General features: G+C 43.3%; 17 protein-coding genes and 1 riboswitch. Of the genes, 10 read left to right on the plus strand and 7 right to left on the minus strand.

Annotated features, from left to right (window positions below):
• A complete protein-coding gene (locus tag H2245_RS03230) occupies positions 1-891 on the minus strand; it encodes an alpha/beta fold hydrolase (RefSeq protein ID WP_182405854.1) in 891 nt (296 codons plus the stop codon).
• Positions 892-921: 30 nt separating this feature from the next.
• A complete protein-coding gene (locus tag H2245_RS03235) occupies positions 922-2,832 on the minus strand; it encodes an ABC transporter ATP-binding protein (RefSeq protein WP_182405856.1) in 1,911 nt (636 codons plus the stop codon).
• A 332-nt stretch (positions 2,833-3,164) separates the two neighbouring features.
• Between H2245_RS03235 and H2245_RS03240 the strand changes: the two genes are divergently transcribed.
• Both H2245_RS03240 and H2245_RS03245 read left to right on the plus strand, forming a co-directional pair.
• The gene (locus H2245_RS03240; protein WP_182405858.1) at positions 3,165-4,052 is read left to right on the plus strand and encodes an EamA/RhaT family transporter; all 888 of its coding nucleotides are present in this window, start codon (positions 3,165-3,167) and stop codon (positions 4,050-4,052) included.
• A 252-nt stretch (positions 4,053-4,304) separates the two neighbouring features.
• Complete coding sequence (locus tag H2245_RS03245; protein ID WP_182405860.1) at positions 4,305-5,195, plus strand: fructose bisphosphate aldolase; 891 nt, start codon at positions 4,305-4,307, stop codon at positions 5,193-5,195.
• 101 nt (positions 5,196-5,296) lie between these two features.
• Here the strand turns inward: H2245_RS03245 and thiC are convergent, their stop codons facing one another.
• The 3 genes from thiC to argH form a co-directional block, all read right to left on the minus strand.
• Positions 5,297-7,240 (minus strand): phosphomethylpyrimidine synthase ThiC, encoded by a 1,944-nt coding sequence (gene thiC / locus H2245_RS03250; protein WP_182405862.1) that lies wholly within the window; start codon positions 7,238-7,240, stop codon positions 5,297-5,299.
• Positions 7,241-7,480: 240 nt separating this feature from the next.
• Positions 7,481-7,604: riboswitch (TPP riboswitch) on the minus strand.
• A 135-nt stretch (positions 7,605-7,739) separates the two neighbouring features.
• Positions 7,740-8,036: an oxidative damage protection protein gene (locus H2245_RS03255; RefSeq protein WP_182405864.1), complete on the minus strand. Its 297-nt coding sequence runs from the start codon at positions 8,034-8,036 to the stop codon at positions 7,740-7,742.
• Positions 8,037-8,205: 169 nt separating this feature from the next.
• Positions 8,206-9,579, minus strand: a complete 1,374-nt coding sequence (argH, locus tag H2245_RS03260; protein ID WP_182406232.1) for an argininosuccinate lyase — start codon at positions 9,577-9,579, stop codon at positions 8,206-8,208.
• Positions 9,580-9,707: 128 nt separating this feature from the next.
• On the opposite strand from argH, the gene H2245_RS03265 reads away from it, so the two are divergent.
• From H2245_RS03265 to H2245_RS03290, 6 genes are all read left to right on the plus strand, one after another.
• Positions 9,708-10,859 (plus strand): histidine kinase, encoded by a 1,152-nt coding sequence (locus H2245_RS03265; protein ID WP_182405867.1) that lies wholly within the window; start codon positions 9,708-9,710, stop codon positions 10,857-10,859.
• Positions 10,860-11,276: 417 nt separating this feature from the next.
• The gene (locus tag H2245_RS03270; protein ID WP_182405869.1) at positions 11,277-12,014 is read left to right on the plus strand and encodes a LytTR family DNA-binding domain-containing protein; all 738 of its coding nucleotides are present in this window, start codon (positions 11,277-11,279) and stop codon (positions 12,012-12,014) included.
• A gap of 147 nt (positions 12,015-12,161) precedes the next feature.
• Positions 12,162-13,175 carry a hydroxymethylbilane synthase gene (hemC, locus tag H2245_RS03275; protein ID WP_182405871.1) on the plus strand — a complete coding sequence of 338 codons (1,014 nt, stop codon included), beginning with the start codon at positions 12,162-12,164 and terminating at the stop codon, positions 13,173-13,175.
• Positions 13,176-13,272: 97 nt separating this feature from the next.
• A complete protein-coding gene (locus H2245_RS03280) occupies positions 13,273-14,262 on the plus strand; it encodes a uroporphyrinogen-III synthase (RefSeq protein ID WP_182405873.1) in 990 nt (329 codons plus the stop codon).
• 71 nt (positions 14,263-14,333) lie between these two features.
• Positions 14,334-15,248, plus strand: coding sequence for a hypothetical protein (locus tag H2245_RS03285; RefSeq protein ID WP_182405874.1), 915 nt, complete (start codon positions 14,334-14,336; stop codon positions 15,246-15,248).
• A gap of 204 nt (positions 15,249-15,452) precedes the next feature.
• Positions 15,453-15,830 carry an acyl-CoA thioesterase gene (locus tag H2245_RS03290; protein ID WP_404944657.1) on the plus strand — a complete coding sequence of 126 codons (378 nt, stop codon included), beginning with the start codon at positions 15,453-15,455 and terminating at the stop codon, positions 15,828-15,830.
• A 149-nt stretch (positions 15,831-15,979) separates the two neighbouring features.
• Here the strand turns inward: H2245_RS03290 and ribBA are convergent, their stop codons facing one another.
• Positions 15,980-17,092 (minus strand): bifunctional 3,4-dihydroxy-2-butanone-4-phosphate synthase/GTP cyclohydrolase II, encoded by a 1,113-nt coding sequence (gene ribBA, locus H2245_RS03295; RefSeq protein ID WP_182405877.1) that lies wholly within the window; start codon positions 17,090-17,092, stop codon positions 15,980-15,982.
• Between the two features lie 154 nt (positions 17,093-17,246).
• The gene (locus tag H2245_RS03300; RefSeq protein WP_182405879.1) at positions 17,247-18,536 is read right to left on the minus strand and encodes a replication-associated recombination protein A; all 1,290 of its coding nucleotides are present in this window, start codon (positions 18,534-18,536) and stop codon (positions 17,247-17,249) included.
• A gap of 267 nt (positions 18,537-18,803) precedes the next feature.
• On the opposite strand from H2245_RS03300, the gene H2245_RS03305 reads away from it, so the two are divergent.
• Together H2245_RS03305 and H2245_RS03310 are read left to right on the plus strand one after the other, a co-directional pair.
• Positions 18,804-19,328, plus strand: coding sequence for a type IV secretion protein Rhs (locus H2245_RS03305; RefSeq protein ID WP_259365062.1), 525 nt, complete (start codon positions 18,804-18,806; stop codon positions 19,326-19,328).
• 130 nt (positions 19,329-19,458) lie between these two features.
• Positions 19,459-20,358 (plus strand): hypothetical protein, encoded by a 900-nt coding sequence (locus H2245_RS03310; protein ID WP_182405881.1) that lies wholly within the window; start codon positions 19,459-19,461, stop codon positions 20,356-20,358.
• Positions 20,359-20,377: the final 19 nt, after the last annotated feature.

Raw genomic sequence — 20,377 nt, forward strand, 5'->3', positions numbered from 1 at the left:
TTATTTATCGTTTTGATAATGGTTGATGATGACTTGAGCACAGAGTTCAGGTGCTTCTATGGGCAGTAAATGTCCATATTTTGGCAAGGATATTATGTTTTCATTAGGAATGAATTTCGCCCAATTTTTTCTGACTTTATCGCTGATAAATAAGGTGGGTTTGCCGGTAATAATGGTATAAGGGCAACGTAATTGTTTGAGGGCATCATCGATATACGGCGTGCCAAAATAGTTGGCGAGTTCCTGCTCAGGGCTAAATAATAAAGTATAGCTACCATCCGGCTGCTGCTCCAAGCTATTTTCAGCGAACACTTGCAGATGTGCATCACTGATACGACGATATGCGCGTTGGGCGCGCAGATGCTCATAAAATTCTGCAACGCTTGCCCACGTGGCTTGTTTTGTTAACGTACTTTTAAAGGGTTCACGAGTGAGCTTTAGCACGCGCGGTGTTAAATTATATAATCGCGTTTGTGTTTTGGTAAAGGTCACCGGCTCTATTAAGTACAATTGCGAAAACAAATCAGGACGCTTTGCCGCTGCGATAGCAGTAGCGGTAGCACCTTGTGAATGACCAATACCAACGATAGGCGCGTCTTGTGTTTTTTCTAAAAACTCAATCAGCATATCCGCATCTTGCGCGCGCGTTAGACAGCGACTGGTTGGCTTATCATACCAATAGCCACGCATCGCAAGTGAGCTGAGCGTAAAGCCTAATGCAAGCGTCTCCAATAAGGGCGTATAAGCGCCGACCGTAAAACCGTTACCGCCATAGAAATGTGCCGGTGGGCGCACGCTATTAGGATTATTTGCCAAAGGATTAAGCTGACTTAATTCATAATAGCGTGCATTTTTTTTATGAACCGTGATACTTTTTGCAAACGCTTCCATATTACCCACCTTACTATTTCCCTTTGTCGTTTAATCCTGCTCGCTGTCTTCACCTAAGAAACCACCACTTTGGCGATGCCATAAGCGCGCATAAACACCGTGTAACTCTAACAATTCGTCATGACTACCTTGTTCAATAATACGTCCTTTATCCATCACCACCAGCCTATCAAGTGCCGCAATGGTTGATAAACGGTGGGCAATGGCAATGACCGTTTTTCCAGTCATAATATCGTTGAGGCTCTCAGTAATGGCAAATTCAATTTCAGAATCAAGGGCACTGGTCGCTTCATCAAGTAATAGAATCGGTGCGTTTTTCAGCATGACACGTGATATAGCAATGCGCTGACGTTGACCGCCAGAGAGTTTGACACCGCGTTCACCGACTTGGGTATCAAGACCCGTATTGCCTTTATCATCATACAAGTCTTTGATGAATTCCCATGCCTGTGCTTGTTTTGCCGCAAAGATAATCTCATCATCAGTAGCATCAGGACGGCCATAAGCGATATTTTCGCGTACTGTACGATGTAGCAGCGAGGTATCTTGGGTGACCATACCAATTTGCTGACGCAACGACTCTTGAGTAACCTCATCAATTGCTTGCCCATCGACACGAATTTTACCGCTATCAACATCAAAAAAGCGCAACAGTAAATTAACCAAAGTAGATTTACCCGCACCTGAACGCCCTACCAGACCAATTTTTTCACCCGGTTTGATATCTAAATGAAAGTCGTCTAATAATTTAACTCGCGAAGCAATCCTAGGATTTACTTCATCAATATGCTCGCCTTCGATATCATCAACAACGTCGTCACTCTCGTAACTGAAATCAACATGCTCAAAGACAATATTGCCATCTGTGACCACTAATGCTTTCGCATTAGGTATATCCACGACGGTCTGCGGCGCGGATAAGGTACGCATACCATCTTGTACCGTACCGATACTCTCGAACAAGCTGGCCGTTTGCCACATAATCATTTTGGTGAGACCATTTAACCGTAATGCCATAGCGGTTGCTGCTGCAATAGCGCCCACGCCGATCGTGCCATTTTCCCAGAGATATAAACCAATGCCAGCGGTCGTACCAATTAAAATAACGCTGATGGTATGATTAACGATTTCGAGTTGTGAGACCCAGCGCATTTGTGAGTGTACCGTTCCTAAAAACTGCCCCATCGCATCTTTTGCATAGCTAAGCTCACGGCGTGAATGGCTAAATAGCTTCACCGTCATAATATTGGCATACGCATCGGTGATACGACCAACCATCAGCGCGCGCGCATCAGCCTGCACAATGGCAGTACGTTTGAGCTTAGGAATAAAGAACCACATGGTCAAACCAAACAGTACGAACCAAATCAAAAATGGAATTAACAATAAAACGTCTAAGTTAAATAAAATAACCCCAGTAGTAATAAAGTAGACGAGGACATACAGCAGCATATCAGTGACCGTCATTACCGTATCGCGCACAGCCAGTGCCGTTTGCATGACCTTAGCAGAAACACGACCTGAGAATTCATCCTGATAAAACTGCATGGATTGACCCAGCATCCGCTGGTGAAAACGCCAGCGCATCTGCATCGGAAACACGCCTTGAATAGACTGAAAACGAATCAAGGACGATAAGGAAATCCAAAAGGGACTGATAATTAGGACTGCCAGCATCAGCAGCAACATATCGCCTTTCTCGGTCCATAAATTCTGCGGTGTATAAGTACCCAGCCAATCGACCAAATTACCAATCCACGCAAATAGCATGGCTTCATAGATACCAATACCAGCGGACAGAATCATAAATAGTAGTAGCCAGCCGCGCAAGCCCTCGGTACACGCCCACAGAAACTTAATCAGCCCATCACGGGGCAATGGCATTGGCGTATCAGGAAAAGCGGACAGGCGGGATTCAAAAAAGCGAAATAGAGCATTCATAGGCAGTAGCAATAGGTCAATAACAGTAGGTCAAGATAGGCGTTATTCAACGTCATCCTGTACTGTGATTTGTGTTAGTAAAATAGCACTCTATTTTAGCAAAACTTCGCAATCACACCTGCATGGTAATTGTAATTTGAACTCGGTAGACACTATATAAACCATAAATCTCGGCCTTATGTCAGTCCATATTTGCTAAATAATAATAAATAGATTGCTGTAAATGACATACCTTGTTACATTCTCTATTTTTGGATGGATTATCAGCAGCTCTGAGCTAATGAAAGTTAAAGATGAATAAATAAAGTGCTGGTTCAATAAGGTAAATGCTAATGATGTATTTAATAATCGCAGTGCTGTGTAGTGTTGCGGTTTCTGTGCTGCTTAAAATATTACGACAACAAGAGTTAGATATTCGCCAAACTATCGTTGCTGGTTATCCAGTTGCATTTCTGCTCACATGGTTTTTACTTAAGCCAGATTTGAGTGCTATTAATACGCTTGGTAGCGCTTGGGGAATTATCATTGCGCTAGGTATATTACTACCAGCCGTATTTATTATTCTTGGTCGCGCAATTGCGGCGGTGGGCATGGTCGCTACCGATGCTGCTCAGCGTTTATCGTTAATTATTCCCATCATTGCCGCTTTTCTACTATTTGGGGAAGTATTAACCGGTACGCGTGTTTTTGGCTTATTGCTTGGATTTTTGGCACTCTGTGCACTTATTTATCGTCCGCAGCAGCTAGAAGCTACATCTACTAACGATGATAACCAACCTAATACCACGCTGCAAAAATATGCCTTACGTACGCCTATATGGTTATTTGGCGTATGGGTAGGCTACGGTATTATTGATATCTTGTTTAAGCAAGTAGCAAAACAAGGAGCAGCATTTCCACTGACGTTATTTGTCAGCTTTGGGCTGGCAGGTTTACTGTTGTTCATTTACTTAATTATTGTTCGTGTGCGCTGGCAAGGTCGGGCATTAGCTGCTGGATTATTATTAGGTGCGCTGAATGTCGGTAATATTTATGCCTATATTCGCGCCCATCAAGTGTTATCTGATTCACCAAGTATCGTCTTTACGGGTATGAATGTCGGCGTGATTGCCGTAGCAACCCTAATTGGCGTAGGTATTTTTAAAGAATCGCTCAATCGTATTAATATGCTCGGGCTATTATTAGCGATTGCCTGTGTGGCGGTGCTATTTTTGGCTTAAAAATGGTTTTGATCTAAAGACAATTGTGGTTTGAAAATAATTTTGACTTACTTATCACTATAATTAACTATTGTCGATTTTTATCTTTATTTAACGTACTTTTAACCCATCTATATTAGGCACATAGCGTGACCTATGATAAGGTTATCTCCAAACGGTGCGCAGATAATTTCTATTACACAGCCGTTTAGCTCGTTCAATTTTTATCTTCACTTATAAAACCTTTACTTATAAAAATAGGATGCTCGTTCCATGGAATACCAAAAGCAATTACAACGTATCAAAAATGGTTCAGGATTTATCGCGGCACTTGACCAAAGTGGCGGCAGCACGCCAAAAGCATTAGAGAATTATGGGGTTATGGGCGATGCCTATGACAATGATGAAGCCATGTTTGACCAAGTGCATGAGATGCGCGCGCGTATCATGACGTGCGGCTGCTTTGATAATGAGCGTGTGCTTGGCGCGATTTTGTTCGAAGATACCATGGAGCGTGAGGTGAATGACAAGCCTACCGCCAATTATTTATGGGAAGACAAGCAAATTGTCCCGTTTTTAAAGGTCGATAAAGGCTTAGCAGAACGTATGAATGGCGTTCAAGTCATGCGCCCGATGCCAAATTTAGACCTCTTATTGGATAAGGCGAAAACCTATCCAGTATTTGGGACTAAAATGCGCTCTGTGATTTATGAGCCAAACGTTGACGGCATTGAGTTGGTCGTTCAGCAGCAATTTGATGTGGCAAAGCAAATTATCTCAAAGGGTCTAATGCCAATCGTTGAGCCAGAAGTAGATATCAATAGTGATAAAAAGCATGACTGTGAGCTGATTCTTAAGACCAGTATTTTACATAACCTTGAGCGCTTAAATAATGAACAGCAAGTGATGCTCAAGCTGACCTTGCCTGAAGAAGCAGGATTTTATCAAGAGCTGATTGACCATCCAAAAGTATTAAAAGTAGTGGCATTATCGGGTGGCTATAGTCGCACGGATGCTTGTGCAAAACTTAAGCAAAATCCGGGTATGATTGCCAGCTTCTCACGTGCCTTTACCGAAGGACTTAGCAAACAACAAAGCGATCAAGAATTTGCCGATACCATTAATACTTCGATTGATGAAATTTATCAAGCATCTAAAGTATAATTTTTAAGTATGACTGTTAAAGTAAAAAAAGCCTCTATAAAGATATAGGGGCTTTTTTATGGTCAAAATAAGATAGGTTTAGCGATGTTGCTATATTTCTACTACACTTCTTTGTACAATTGACGTTCTTGTTTATGATACTTTGCGGTCATAGCATCCACAGCTATATTTTCTGCAGCTTTGGCGCTACCTTCTTTCGTATCTAACCCTTTCGCATATTCACGCACATTTTGAGTGATTTTCATCGAGCAAAACTTAGGACCACACATCGAGCAAAAATGCGCTGATTTGTGTGCGTCTTTTGGCAACGTTTCATCATGAAATTCACGCGCGGTATCAGGATCGAGCGCCAAATTAAACTGATCGTCCCAGCGGAATTCAAAACGTGCTTTTGATAACGCATTATCACGCGCTTGCGCACCCGGATGACCTTTTGCCAAATCAGCAGCGTGGGCAGCAATTTTATAAGTGATGATACCGTCTTTGACATCCTTTTTATTAGGCAAGCCTAAATGCTCTTTTGGGGTCACATAGCACAGCATCGCTGTACCAAACCAGCCAATCATTGCCGCGCCAATAGCACTGGTAATATGGTCATAACCCGGTGCGATATCGGTGGTTAAAGGTCCCAAGGTGTAAAAAGGTGCATCGGCACAAACTTCAAGTTGCAGGTCCATATTTTCTTTAATACGGTTCATTGCCACGTGACCGGGACCTTCAATCATGACCTGTACATCATGCTTCCATGCCACTTGGGTCAACTCGCCTAAGGTACGCAGCTCACCAAATTGCGCTTCGTCATTGGCATCTTGCAAACAACCGGGACGTAAGCCATCGCCTAAACTAAACGCCACGTCATACTGCTTCATAATCTCACAGATATCTTCAAAATGGGTATATAAAAAGCTCTCTTTATTGTGAAACATACACCACTGCGCCATGATGGAGCCACCACGGGAGACAATACCAGTTAAGCGATTTGCCGTTAGTGGCACATAACGCAGCAATACACCTGCGTGAATGGTGAAGTAATCCACGCCTTGTTCGGCTTGCTCAATGAGCGTATCGCGGAAAATTTCCCACGTTAAATCTTCGGCAACGCCATCGACTTTTTCTAGGGCTTGATAAATTGGTACGGTGCCAATCGGCACGGGCGAGTTTCGAATCAGCCATTCACGGGTTTCATGAATATGATTTCCGGTGGATAAATCCATAATGTTATCTGCACCCCAACGCGTCGCCCACGTCATTTTCGACACTTCTTCATCAATAGAAGAACCTAGTGCAGAGTTGCCGATATTGGCATTAATTTTCACTAAGAAGTTACGCCCGATAATCATCGGCTCAGATTCAGGATGGTTGATATTATTCGGAATAATGGCGCGACCCGCGGCAACTTCACTACGGACAAATTCAGGGGTAATCACAGTGGGCGTATTAGCACCAAAAGTCTCGCCTGCGTGTTGGCGCATATCGGTCAAGGCGTGTTGTTTTTGAGTTTCGCGTATGGCGATATATTCCATTTCTGGGGTAATAATACCTTGGCGGGCATAGTGCAGTTGAGTAACGTTTTGACCTACCTTGGCACGGCGAGGCTTATCGATGTGAGCAAAGCGTAAATTAGCGGTACTTATATCACGCGCGCGCGCCAGACCGTATGAACTGGATAAACCAGGGAGCTGTTCGGTATCGCCCCGCTCATTTATCCAACCTTCACGTAATTTTGGCAGACCTTTAGTCAAATCGATGGTGGCATTGGGATCGGTATAAACGCCTGAGGTGTCGTAGACATAGAACGGCGGATTTTGTTCCCACTCGGACTCGGACACGCCTTGAATAGGGGTAGGATCAAGGGTAATCTCACGCATCGGCACTTGGATATCAGGGCGTGAGCCTTCGATATAAACTTTGCGCGAGGCAGGTAAAATACGGTGTAAGTCGCGCGCGTCTTCTTCAAAACGGGCGTCAGTTTCGCTGCGATGGGCTGGGGTTTTTAGCGCATCTGCTTTAGCAGTAGCTTTTGAATTGGCTTTTGAAATAGTCATATGCTGTCCTAGCGTGTTGGTTTTTGAATAAAATCAACACCGCCAGTAGCTGCGGAGCAAGCCTATATCATACTGATAAATTCAATCGCAAAATAATGGTGCTATCAAAATAAGTTTTGATAAGTCATCTATAAAGGATTGGTGAGCGTCATTTTTATTTATTGGCATAGAGCATTATAAAGCGCTGCTAAAAGCTGACAATAATAAAAAGGCATTTCTGCGTGCCCTTTATACAGGTACAACATAGGCTTAAGACTTCCCTGCGTCGGTACTAACCGCATCAGGTTCGGCGGGTGGTTTCTCAGCGACCATACGTTAACTGCGTGTTAAGCAGTCAATATATATCGCACCCCGAGTCTGTCAGTGTTGCAAATCTTCTTAATACTAGCAAACTTCGATGACAAGTCCTAGTCATTTGTCTGCTTTATTTATTGAGGTATTGTTTATCACTGTTGCTAAATCTCTATAGCTAAATGCCTATAAAAATTTGAACATGTGACTATCCTTTACTTTCTGGTGTCCAGCCCTGCGCGCGCTCATAATCTTCATTATCCAAAAATTTATCGCGCTGTTCTATTAAGAAGTTTTTGGCTTCTGGGTCGAGCATACTGAGATGATTTTCATTAATCAGCATCGTTTGCTGCTCAAGCCATTCTTTCCAAGCTTTTTCAGAAACGGTCTCTTGTAGCTCTTGACCTTTTTTATTAGGAAAAGGTGGATGTGGCATTTTTGGTAAGTCTTGATGATATTTACGGCAAAATACAGTATTGGCTTGCGGGTTAAAGGTTTCGGTCATGAATAACTCCTGATGTATAGCGGTTTTTTAATGATTTTAAGAAGAGAGAAGATTACCCATTACTGTACCTGATTCTGGTCAAAAAAACACCCGCAACAATGGCGGGCGTTTTCTGGTAAAAACTTCACGTTATTTAGCAGTAATCAGCATAGAAGTTAAACAAAAGCGTTTAAGCAAATATTTCTAAGCGAGTACGACCACGGCTAACCGCTTGCTTGACTTGATTGGGTGCCGTGCCGCCCAAATGGTCACGCGCTGCTAATGAGCCTTCTAAGGTTAAGTACTCAAAGACATCATCGCCAATCGCATCGCTAAATTGCTGCAGTTGCGCCAAGGATAAATCGCTTAAATCAACGCCTTCTTTAATACCTAACGCAACGGCATTACCAACGACTTCATGAGCATCACGGAACGCTACGCCATTACGCACCAGATAATCAGCTAAGTCAGTAGCAGTGGCGTAGCCTTTCATGGTGGCGGCGCGCATATTTTCTTTATTAGGGGTGATATTTGGCAGCATATCAGCAAATGCTAGTAGCGAACCAGTCAAGGTATCGACGCAATCAAATAGCGGTTCTTTGTCTTCTTGATTGTCTTTATTATAGGCAAGTGGCTGACTTTTCATTAGACTTAATAAAGTCATCAATTGCCCAAACACACGCGCAGCTTTACCACGAACCAACTCTGGTACGTCAGGATTTTTCTTTTGCGGCATGATAGAGGAGCCAGTACAAAAGCGATCAGGGATTTGCACAAAGTTAAACTGTGCTGACATCCACAGAATAATCTCTTCACTCATACGTGACAAATGCATCATCAAGATAGAAGCGGCTGAGGTGAATTCAATGGCAAAATCGCGGTCTGATACGGCATCAAGTGAGTTTTGGCAAATACCTTCGAAACCTAATAATTCAGCGGTGATAGTGCGGTCGATCGGGAACGTCGTTCCAGCAAGGGCGGCACTACCAAGCGGCATCTGATTGATACGGCGACGCGCATCAACTAGGCGTTCGGTGTCACGATACAGCATCTCAAACCATGCCATCACATGATGACCAAAGCTGACAGGTTGCGCCGTTTGCAAATGGGTAAAGCCCGGCATAATAGTATCAGTATGCTGCTCAGCCAAATCTAATAAGCCACTCTGCAAACGTACCAATAGCGCGATGATGTTATCGGTTTCTTCACGTAACCAAAGGCGAATGTCGGTGGCGACTTGGTCATTACGGCTGCGACCAGTATGCAGTTTTTTGCCGACCGCGCCGACGATATCGGTCAAGCGTGATTCGACGTTCATATGGACGTCCTCTAACGCAATCGACCAGTTAAACTCACCGGCTTCGATTTCGCGCAGAACTTGATGCAGACCATCGATAATGGTCGCAACGTCGTCAGCTTCCAAGATATCGCATTCTTTTAGCATCGTCGCATGGGCGATTGAGCCCTGAATATCGTGACGGGCAAAGCGTTGGTCAAAGCCAACTGATGCAGTAAAGGCAGCAACGAAGCTGTCAGTCGCTTCGCTAAAACGTCCGCCCCACATCTGTTGACCTTGCCCGCTACTGGTAGTTGTGGGCGCAGATCTGTCATGGCTAGGACTGTTCGTTGTAGAAACATCTGTGCTAGAATCAGATGCACGTGGATTATTATTTTGTTCAGGATTACTATTATTTGAAGAATTGGCGTTCATATCGGTCTAAGACAAGTCAGGAGAATAAGAACTTCAGTATAGCAAAGGATGAGGTTGCCTTACTAGCTGAGCGCTTAGAGTTTTTTATCCCCAAGCTCATGGATGTGATGAGACCTTGGCAGTGGCTGCTGTACATCTTTTTTTGGTCCCTATTTATTACTATTATTGACCGTCATGACTTAGACACGTGGTCAGAGTTCTTAGTTAAATTTATCAGTCGCATTTTCCAGTATCTGGCCACTGTAATTCCAGCATTATATATTATTGATTATCTTCGTCCGACTTTTAAATACGCTAATCCTATTAAAGTTAGTGCGCGTATCGTTACGCTTTTTGCTACAAGTTCTGTGGTATCCGTTACTCTCATTATGCTTGTGATGATCAATGCAGGATGGCTTGAATACGACCGCCAATCATTTTTATTGAATATTCTATTTAATGTAATGATCACCATAGGTTTTATCTTCGTATTTTTATTGTACTTCTTGCGTCGTCACCGTGAACTGATATCGCTCAAACAATCGTTTGAAGACAAGCTCACTGCCCAAGATGATATCTTGAAGTCTCGTATTTCCCCGCATTTCTTTTTTAATACTATTAATAGCTTAGTATCTTTAACTGAGACCAATTCTCCGCAAGCTGCTGATCTGTTACAGCATATATCGGCACTATTTCGAGCCAGCTTTAACGGTGCATTTGAAATTAGTTTTGAGGAAGAGGTTGCCCTATGCGAGCATTACTTGGCGATTGAATCGTATCGTTTAGCAGATAAGCTGGAAGTCAGATGGCAGTTGCCGGAAGAAGACATGATGTACGATATGGTCATTACAGCGTTGACCTTACAAATCGTGCTTGAAAAAATGCTGCTCAATGTTGTGGAGATGACGACTGAAACCATCGTTATGGATATCATTGTGATGTGGGAGCAGCATCATGTGACTATCAATGTCACTGTGCAGTTGCCAAGTAAAACTTTTATGGTCACTCACGAATTACGTCAACAGATTGATTTTAGTATTCAGGCAGAACGGCTGCGCGCCCATTTTGGTCAGAGCGCTGATATTCAGAGTACTTTTGATAGCAAACAAATTGTCACCATTATCAACTATCCCTTGCAGGATGTGAGTTTTTAACCGCTCCTGTAGCTGACTAGTCATATCAATATTTTCTTATATGTAACATTTGTAATGCATATTAATTCTTTATACCTAACATGATAGATTTTTTTATACTTAAAATTTGTTCACTGATTTGCTCTACAGTAAACTAATGTAGTGGCACAGTTATTGCAACTATTATATTATGTTACTTTAGATAAACTTTTGACTGCTTTATGTAAATGATAGTATATTGATTTATTCTGCTCTTTTTCATAAATTGGCAAATTTTGTAGGGAGAAGGGCTATTAATAACGCCTATATAATTTGTAAATCATAATTTTATGTTTCTGACTCTATAAATGAGCTTTAGTAAAAATAAGGTAACAACCATTAATAATTATATTGATAGCGATCAATAGCTGTCCGTAAGTCTGCTAACGAGAGAATAACATGCGTATTGTAGTTTGTGATGATGAACCATTAGCACGTGAACGTTTGGCTAGGATTGTACAAGAGTCTGGTCATAAAGTGGTTGCTCAAGCGATGACTGGTTTAGAAGCCATTACTGCGGTAAAAATGCATCAACCTGATGTGATACTACTGGACATTCGAATGCCAGAGATGGATGGGGTTCGCTGTGCAATAGCTCTTAACGAGCTGGAAAATCCTCCAGCAATTATTTTCGTGACGGCTTATGATCACTATGCGATCGTTGCTTTTAAGACTAATGCTATTGGTTATTTGTTGAAACCTGCCAATAAAGATGAGCTGCTAGAAGCTTTAGGCAAAGCTCGCAACCTTAATGCTGCCCAATTGAACGGGATTCGAAAGCTAGAGGATCCAACCGCAAGACCATTACGTGAACATATTACCGCACGTACCCATCGCGGGGTTGAGCTGATTAAGCTTACAGATATTTATTATTGCACGGCAGATCAAAAATATGTCAAAGTTCGCCATAAAAATGGCGTGGTATTAATTGATGATACCTTAAAAGATTTGGAACAAGAATTCGGTGATCAATTATTCCGAGTACATCGTAATGCGATTATTAATCTTAGCTATCTTGATTTTTTAGAAACGGTCGATTCAGGTCAATATCAGGTACGTTTTAAAGGTCTTGATGAGACTTTAGCAGTGAGCCGTCGTCATTTGCCGTCATTGCGAGAAAAGATACACAGTATGTAGATGTCAAAAGTGTGTAGGCGTCTAATTTGACTATTATGCGTCACCTAAACGCGCCATATCATCAAACCCTTATTTATGCTTAAATAGGGGTATTTTTTTGCGTTACTGCATGGCTAATTTATAGTATCAATTTTACTGAGGTTCCTTATGAGTACCACGTTCCAACCTACTATCAAGACCCTAAATATTGCCACGCGCCAAAGTCCGTTGGCGTTGTGGCAGGCAGAACATATTCGTGATCGCCTGCTAGAGCTGTATCCAAGTTTAACGGTTAATTTGCTAAAAATTGTCACTAAGGGTGACAAAATTTTGGATACCCCATTGGCAAAAATTGGTGGCAAGGGTTTGTTTGTTAAAGAGCTTGAGCAAGCTATGTATGACAAGCAGGCGGATATTGCGGTGCATTCACTTAAAGATGTGCCGATGGATTTGCCAGAAGGTTTGATGCTAGGTGCGTACTGTACACGTGCGGCACCAACAGATGCTTTTGTTTCTAACACTTATGATAATATCGATGCACTACCGCAAGGTGCAATTGTGGGGACATCAAGTTTGCGTCGCCAATGTCAGATTAAAACCTATCGTCCGGATTTGCAGATTAAAACATTGCGCGGTAACGTGGGCACGCGTTTGAGTAAGCTGGATGCTGGCGAATATGATGCGATAATCTTGGCTACCAGTGGTCTACAGCGTATTGAGCTTGAAGCACGTATTCGTGGCGAGCTGGATATCGATATGTGTTTACCTGCGGTTGGACAGGGAGCATTGGCGATTGAATGCCGTGAGGAAGATGCTGAAATACTGGCGTTACTTGCACCGTTAAATGATGATAAAGCGCGTATTCGCCTAGTTGCTGAGCGTGCGCTTAATCGTCATTTGGAAGGTGGCTGCCAAGTACCGATTGCAGCGTACGCTGTGCTGCTTGCTGAAGACGCTAATGACTATACCAATGATGATAATGGTAATACATTATGGCTGCGCGGACGGGTGGGACAAGCGGATGGCAGTGCCTTACTTAAAGCAGAAAATCGTGTGGTGTTAACTGGAAGTCAAGTTCAGCAAGAAGCGCAAGCCAACCAGTTGGGGATTGACGTTGCCGATATGCTGCTCGCGGCTGGTGCGGGCGCTATTTTATCCGCGATTTATCATCCTGAAGACTGATGTTCATTCTAAAATGACATTTAAATCTAAGCTTGACGCTATCACTGCTTTAATTCTATCAATGCGCTGAATCTTCTTTATATATCATGGTTGGTTTATGACTCCCTCTGTTCCGTTCTCTACTGGTATCGCGCCCGCGCGTGTGGTCATTAATACGCGACCTGTCGAGCGCGCCGCTCCGTTAACCGCTCATCTACAAATGGCTGGTTTTAGCGTCGTGGACATTCCTATGCTGGCGTTACAGCCGCGTACGGTATCAGAAACTGATATTGATATTATGCGCCAGTGGCTGGCTGGTGAGTATCAGGCACTAGTCATTGTTAGCCCAACTGCAGCGGCGTCTGGTCTGGCAGTTTGGCAACAATTAAGAGATTTGAAAGATAAAGCTAAGCTAACTAGCAGTAATGATAAGCCTCAGAATGAACAGCGAAATAAGCCAAGTAGCTCCAGTGTCTTAAAAGCGCCAAGTCATATTATTGCGGTCGGTCAAGCAACGGCAGCTGTGTTAGCAGGTGAATGCCTGCCCATTCGTTATGACGTATTGCAGCCCATCCTAGCCAATAATGAAGGCATGCTGGCTATGCCTGAGATTAATCTGTTACAGGCAGGAGATAAATTATTGGTGTGGCGTGGATTGGGCGGACGGAGACTGTTGGTTGATACGCTGCAAGCGCGCGGCGTGCATATTGATAGCATTGCTTGGTATGAACGCATTATGCCAGAGGCAGCAAGTGTACAATATCAGCACTGGCAACAGCACTTTAATACCGCATCACGCTCACAAGATAAGTCACGCCAATCACAATCACCAGCACCAACAAAAACCCAATCAGCATTGCAAGCCGAAAAACCTATCGTCATTGTTAGTAGTGGCACGGCATTTGAGCATTGGCTACATATGGTTGCCCAATCGCAGGTCAGCGCATCTGATACTCTTGGTCATCAAGTAACGCCATTAACGCTCAATGATTTTTGTTATGTGGTATTAGGGACGCGCCTAGCGAATATGGTTGCGGCACGCCAGCTTGACTATTGGCAAGTAGAAGATTTGGCACCGACAACGATTTTAGCAGCGATATCGAGCTAATAGCTTTAAAATATGACTTAGCTTATACCTACTTAAAGCTTATTCATTTCTATCACTAACGGTACACCTTTATGCCAACTGATTTTAAACCCTCATCTAAAACGCCTACAGCTGGTCAACAGCGACGCCAGGCGAGTGTATTATTATTACGATTACAGTGGTTATTTATTTTGCTACTAATAGTTGGGTTTGTTTGGTTATACGTCAGTCAGCAGCGCTTTCAAAACCAGATGTTAGAGCGCTTGCAAAGCAATGAACAAGTAGTGAACCGTTTAAATGATATGGACGATCGAATTTTTGCCCTTAATCAAGAAGCGACGCCCAAAACAGAGCAAGTGTCCACGCTAACAGAAGACAATCAAACGCAAAATCAGCTGAATTTATTACGCTTGCAACTTGAAGCGGCGGATAGCTTAGTGGCGGATAATAAGGATCAAGCCGCGCTAGGATTATTACGTGGCTTACAATGGCAGTTGTCGCAAAGTAACAATGAGATTGCGCCAGCTTTAAGACAAGTGATCCAACAAAGCTTAAGCAAAGATATTGCACGTCTACAAACACAAAGCGCCCAGCCTAGCCCTTGGCAACTACAAAATATTGCTATCCAAAATATTCAAATATTTTTATCCAGCCTTGAGCGTTCAAAGAATAATGCAGCGATTACTCGTCAGCAACTGACTGTTCATGAAGTCATTATGACGCTGAATTTAGCCATGCAAGCGGGCAATATGCGTGAGCAAAAACAACTTGCCGGCTATTTGCGCCAAGCTCGCAAACAGCTGCAACCGCTTGTAACGACGCCATCAGTAACGCCTAATCAATCTAAAAATACCGCCTCTGCATCAACCGACCAAACGAGCACAGTAACGATGGGAGCACCCAACACGATTGCTGAGGTTATCGCGTGGCTTGATAAATTGATTGCCAGTCCGCCAACAGTGACACCGCTAATGACCACGCAGATTTTAGAGCAGTCTAAAGGCTAAGTTTTTTTATAAAAAATAAAAGGTTTGTCCTAAATAAGTAAAAAAATCTAGGGTAGCTCTTAAACAAAAGGTAGATGGTAAACCATGAATGATACTAAGAAGATACCAAGCCCTTTTATCGGCATACAAGACAGTAGCGCTGCTATACCAGATGCATTGGCGCAGTATCCGGTAATTCATCAACAGCCTATTCATTGGGGTGAAATGGATGCCTTTAGCCATTTAAATAATGTAGTGTATTATCGCTATGCGGAGTCTGCGCGTATCGCGTATTTGCAAGCGCTCGGGATGTTCGATGGCGATATGGTGACTGTACTTGCTGCCTCAAGTTGCCAATATTTGCGTCCAGTGACTTATCCAGATACTTTATTATTGGGCGTTCGTTGTCAGCGCTTGGGCACGACCAGTATTGTCATGGAATATAGCTACTATAGCAGTGCGCAGCAAGCTATCGTTGCCACCGCCGATGCGGTTGTGGTTCGATTAGATAGTCAGGGCGAGAACAAAGTACCATGGACAATTGAGGAGCGCGCACGCCTGAAAACGTTAGAAAATACAGTTGGACATGCGCCTGATATGTAATACGTTAGTATTTATAATGATAAAAATTTAGCAAAAAAAAGGCACGTTAACTATAATTAACGTGCCTCTTTATCATTGCTTTTTTATTTATTAACCAGCTGTTTACTAATTCCTTATAAACCAACTTGAAAAAATAAAGTAGTTAAGCATTATTTTTGCTTAGGTGCAGGCACAAACTCTAAGACGTTCAACTCAAACCCTGATAACGCATAAAATTTCATTGGCGAGGACAATAAGCGCATATCACGCACCCCTAAATGACGCAAAATCTGCGCACCAACGCCAATGCTGCGGTATGGCTGTTGAATAAGGGTAGAGACGGCTTCATTCGCCGCGGCTTTATCGAGCGCATCACCTAAATCAGTAGGCTCGTGATTGCCAATCCAAACCAATACGCCACGTTCACTAGCATTGATTTCCTCTAATGCCGACTGTACGCTCCAGCCACTACGACCTGTGGTGTCATTTTTGGCAGCAAATAAGTCACGCAAGGGATGAAAACCATGTACACGTACAGTGCTGACACCTGCACTGACATCACCTTTTACCAATGCCAAATGCGTCTCTGTAGCGCCAAACTCACGAAAGCGGTGCAAGGTAAAAGTGCCATATTCGGTTTCAAATGGACGAACTTCGACTTCTTCTACCGTTTGTTCATTGGCAATGCGATAATTAATCAAATCGGCAATCGTACCAATTTTAAGATCATGCTCTTTGGCAAATATCTCAAGGTCATCGCGGCGTGCCATAGTGCCATCAGCATTGATAATCTCAACAATCACGGCTGCTGGCTCAAGTCCGGCAAGACGCGCCAAATCACAGCCCGCTTCAGTATGCCCAGCGCGGTGTAACACGCCACCATTTTGAGCCATAATTGGAAAAATATGACCCGGCTGCACAATATCGCAAGGCTTTGCAGCTGATGCCACAGCCGCTTGAATAGTACGCGCGCGATCGCCAGCTGAAATGCCTGTAGTTACGCCCTCAGCCGCTTCAATAGATACAGTAAAGTTGGTACTAAATTTTGCCTCATTGCGATCCGACATTAACGGCAATGCTAATTGCTGGCAGCGAGCTTGTGATAAGGTCAAACAAACCAAGCCGCGCGCATGAGTAATCATAAAGTTAATATCTTCAGGGCGCACATGGGTGGCTGCCATGATGATATCGCCTTCATTTTCGCGGTCTTCATCATCCATCAAGATGACCATTTTGCCGGCACGAATATCGTCAATAATGTCAGTAATACTGTCTAAGCTCATAAGAATCTCAATATTATTATGTAAAAATAAGGGTGAATATAAAACTCATGTGGCTATTGTAACAGCTGAGGCTCAGGCGCGCTGTAGTGCTTAGTAAAAGTCATTTATCATTAAAATAAAAGCACTAAAATGATAGCGTTAAGAGAGTGACTACTCATTCATTACTTGCCGCTTGTGCTCTGAGCCATTCCATAAATTGCTTGCTATGTTGCTCACGCTGATTGTCTGCAAATTTATAAAACTGCGTACCCACGAGATTATCAGGTAAATAAGATTGCGGATAATAGTGATTGGGATAATTATGCGGATACTGATAACCATCGCCATAACCTTCTTGACGCATCAATTTAGTGACGCCATTACGCAAATGTAGCGGCACAGGCGAGGCATCTTTTTCTGCTAATTTCATCGCCGCATTAATAGCATTATAAGTACTGTTACTTTTGGCGCTGGTCGCTAGATACACCACTACTTGCCCTAAAATAATGCGCGCTTCTGGCATGCCTATCGACTGCACACTGCGCAGGGCAGCATCAGCGAGTAATAAGGCGTTGGGATTGGCGTTGCCGATATCTTCACTGGCTAAAATCACCAATCGCCGAGCGATAAAATCAGCAGGCTCACCGCCAACTAACATCCGCGCCATCCAATATAATGCCGCATCTGGGTCTGAACCACGTACCGACTTTATCAGTGCAGAGACAATATCATAATGCTGCTCGCCATCCTTGTCATAGCGTACCAATGCCGTTTGTGCGACTCGACTGACCAGCTCATTATCGATAATAAGGGGTGTCAGTTTTGGGTCAGCGGTTTGAATCGCCAGCTCCAGTATATTGAGTGCCTTACGCGCATCGCCATGCGCCAATTCGCTGATAAATTGTTCAGCTTGTAGGTCGATAGATAGCGATTTTAATTTAATATCCTCATTCATTGCACGTTGCAACACAGCATTAATCTGCTCTGCGCTCAACGGCTGCAAGCGATACACTTGGCAACGCGACAGCAGCGCATTATTGACGCTAAAAGAGGGATTTTCTGTGGTTGCCCCAATTAGGGTAATGTCTCCAGACTCTACCGCTCCCAGTAGCGCATCTTGCTGCGCCTTATTAAAACGATGAATTTCATCAATAAAAACTACCGGCGCTGCAAAATTTAATGAGTCTTTACTATCCAATACTTCGCGGAGCTGCTTGACTCCCGTATTCAATGCCGATAATGCGTGAAAGGGGCGACCTACCGCATCGGCAAGCAGCATAGCAATGGTCGTTTTACCAATGCCTGCGTCACCATGCAAAATAATGGAGGGCAAATGCTGTTGCTCAATCAAACGCCGCAACGGTGCCCCCTGTGCCAATAAATGCGTTTGACCAATAATCTTATCAAGGGAGGTTGGGCGCATTCGCTGCGCAAGCGGCGTATCGCTATGGAAGGAGGATGACATGAGACTCTCATAACTTAAAATAAAGGATTAAAAAGTGATTTAAAAAATAATTAATAAAGCTATTGTTGCTAGTAGATATAACAGGCTAACGCAAAACCATGTTAAAAAAAGTCACCTGACTGTACAGCTTATGTCCGCAGCGCTTTTATTTTAGCGTTATCAGCCCTATTTAAGCTGTATTGGTAATACCTAAATCAAACTGAGGTTCGTTATAAAAATAAATTATAAACGCACCTTAAGTCATTACTATGGAGTCAATGACCGCTTATGCCAAGGCAAATTATAAAACCGTCTACTGAGAAATCTGACCAGTCAAAACAGCGTGCTTTTTTTAAATGCCATTCACAAAGAATCCGTAAGCTTAATGTCGCTGAGATTACTTTTGCTCGTACCATTTTTGGTAACCATATCAATTTAGATAATGTCCATCTAAAAACAGCATGGTGGGTGCTTAGGAATTACGCAGTAAGTCCTAATGGTAATATTTATTTCCATCGCGACAATTGGATCACTGATTTTACTCAGGCATCTATCAGTAAGCAGGGGTGGCTGATTCATGAGCTGACGCACGTTTGGCAGCTGCAACAAGGGCTAAAAGTGGTACGCGGTGCGCTCATGAATCGACGCTATCAGTATGAATTAGTGATCGGAAAACCGTTTTTTGATTATGGCATTGAGCAGCAAGCGCGTATGGTACAGGATTATTTTATACGTCAGCAGCGTGGGCAAGACTGCCAGATGTTTATAGCCTGTATTCCATTTTTGCAGAGCAAGTCGGCTGTTAACGTGTGAGGTATCATGTCATGACTACCCTTCATCGTTAGCCCGATTTTCTATCTATCCTCAGATTGCTTTTTAGTTTAATTCTCATTATTTCTGCTCTTATTTTTATCTGCGTAATTGATATAGGAACTGTGATGTCATGTTTAAGTTTTTAACACCAACGCCTTATACTAGCTCGGCTGCTGCACTAACGGCACGCAAATCTGCACCTTGTGGACGGCAGAAATCAACGGTTGTTACTGGTATGCTCACAGCAATCCTATTACTCAGTGCCTGCCAGCAGCAAGCAGAGACAGATATTATGGATAAGGGCGGTCAGACTGTTGAACAACAATATGCCAACGCTAATAAATCTGCGGTGCAAAGTGATGAGGCTGCCACGCGTATTGCTGAGTTCCAGCCATTATATGTCACCCAAATGCAAGGGTTACAGCGGCGCTTGCAAGCAGAGTATGAGTCGCTACAAGCAGCAGACACTTCAGATAGCGAGTCGGTTTCTGGAAACAATGCCCAATCTACAAACGACAGTAGCCAAGCGACTGCGACGAACCAAGCAAAACCTAAAGACGAAACTGTTGCCACCTCGCTAGATATCAACACCAGTACTGAAGTTGGCGAGCGCGATTTAAAAGTGTTAAAAAGCTTGAGTCTTGAGGTGTATGAGCCTCAATTACTTCCAGAAGATGAGTTGATTAAGCGCTATCAACAAGCTATGGAAGCTCTGTATCAGCCCACCGCAACCGCATTAAGTGCGCAAGATATCGACACACTGCTTAATATCGTTACCTTAACGCCGCAGCTGTTTGAACATCCTGAAATCGCAGCGCGGCTCACTTTAAAAAGTCCAGCGCTCGGTCGTTTGATTGTCCAATATCAAGTATGGCAACAAATAGAGGTGCAACAAGCCCTCGATATGCAGCAACTGAAGCAAACGCAGCAGCAAGAGTTTGAGACGCTCATGACCAAGTTTGATGACACTATTAAAGGTTATGATGAGCAAATTGCCAAATACGAGCAAACGCTAAAAGAATTTAAATAATGCCGGTTGCTTAGCGGTT

It is taken from the genome of Psychrobacter sp. GP33 (assembly GCF_014119005.1).
Classification (GTDB): Bacteria; Pseudomonadota; Gammaproteobacteria; order Pseudomonadales; family Moraxellaceae; genus Psychrobacter.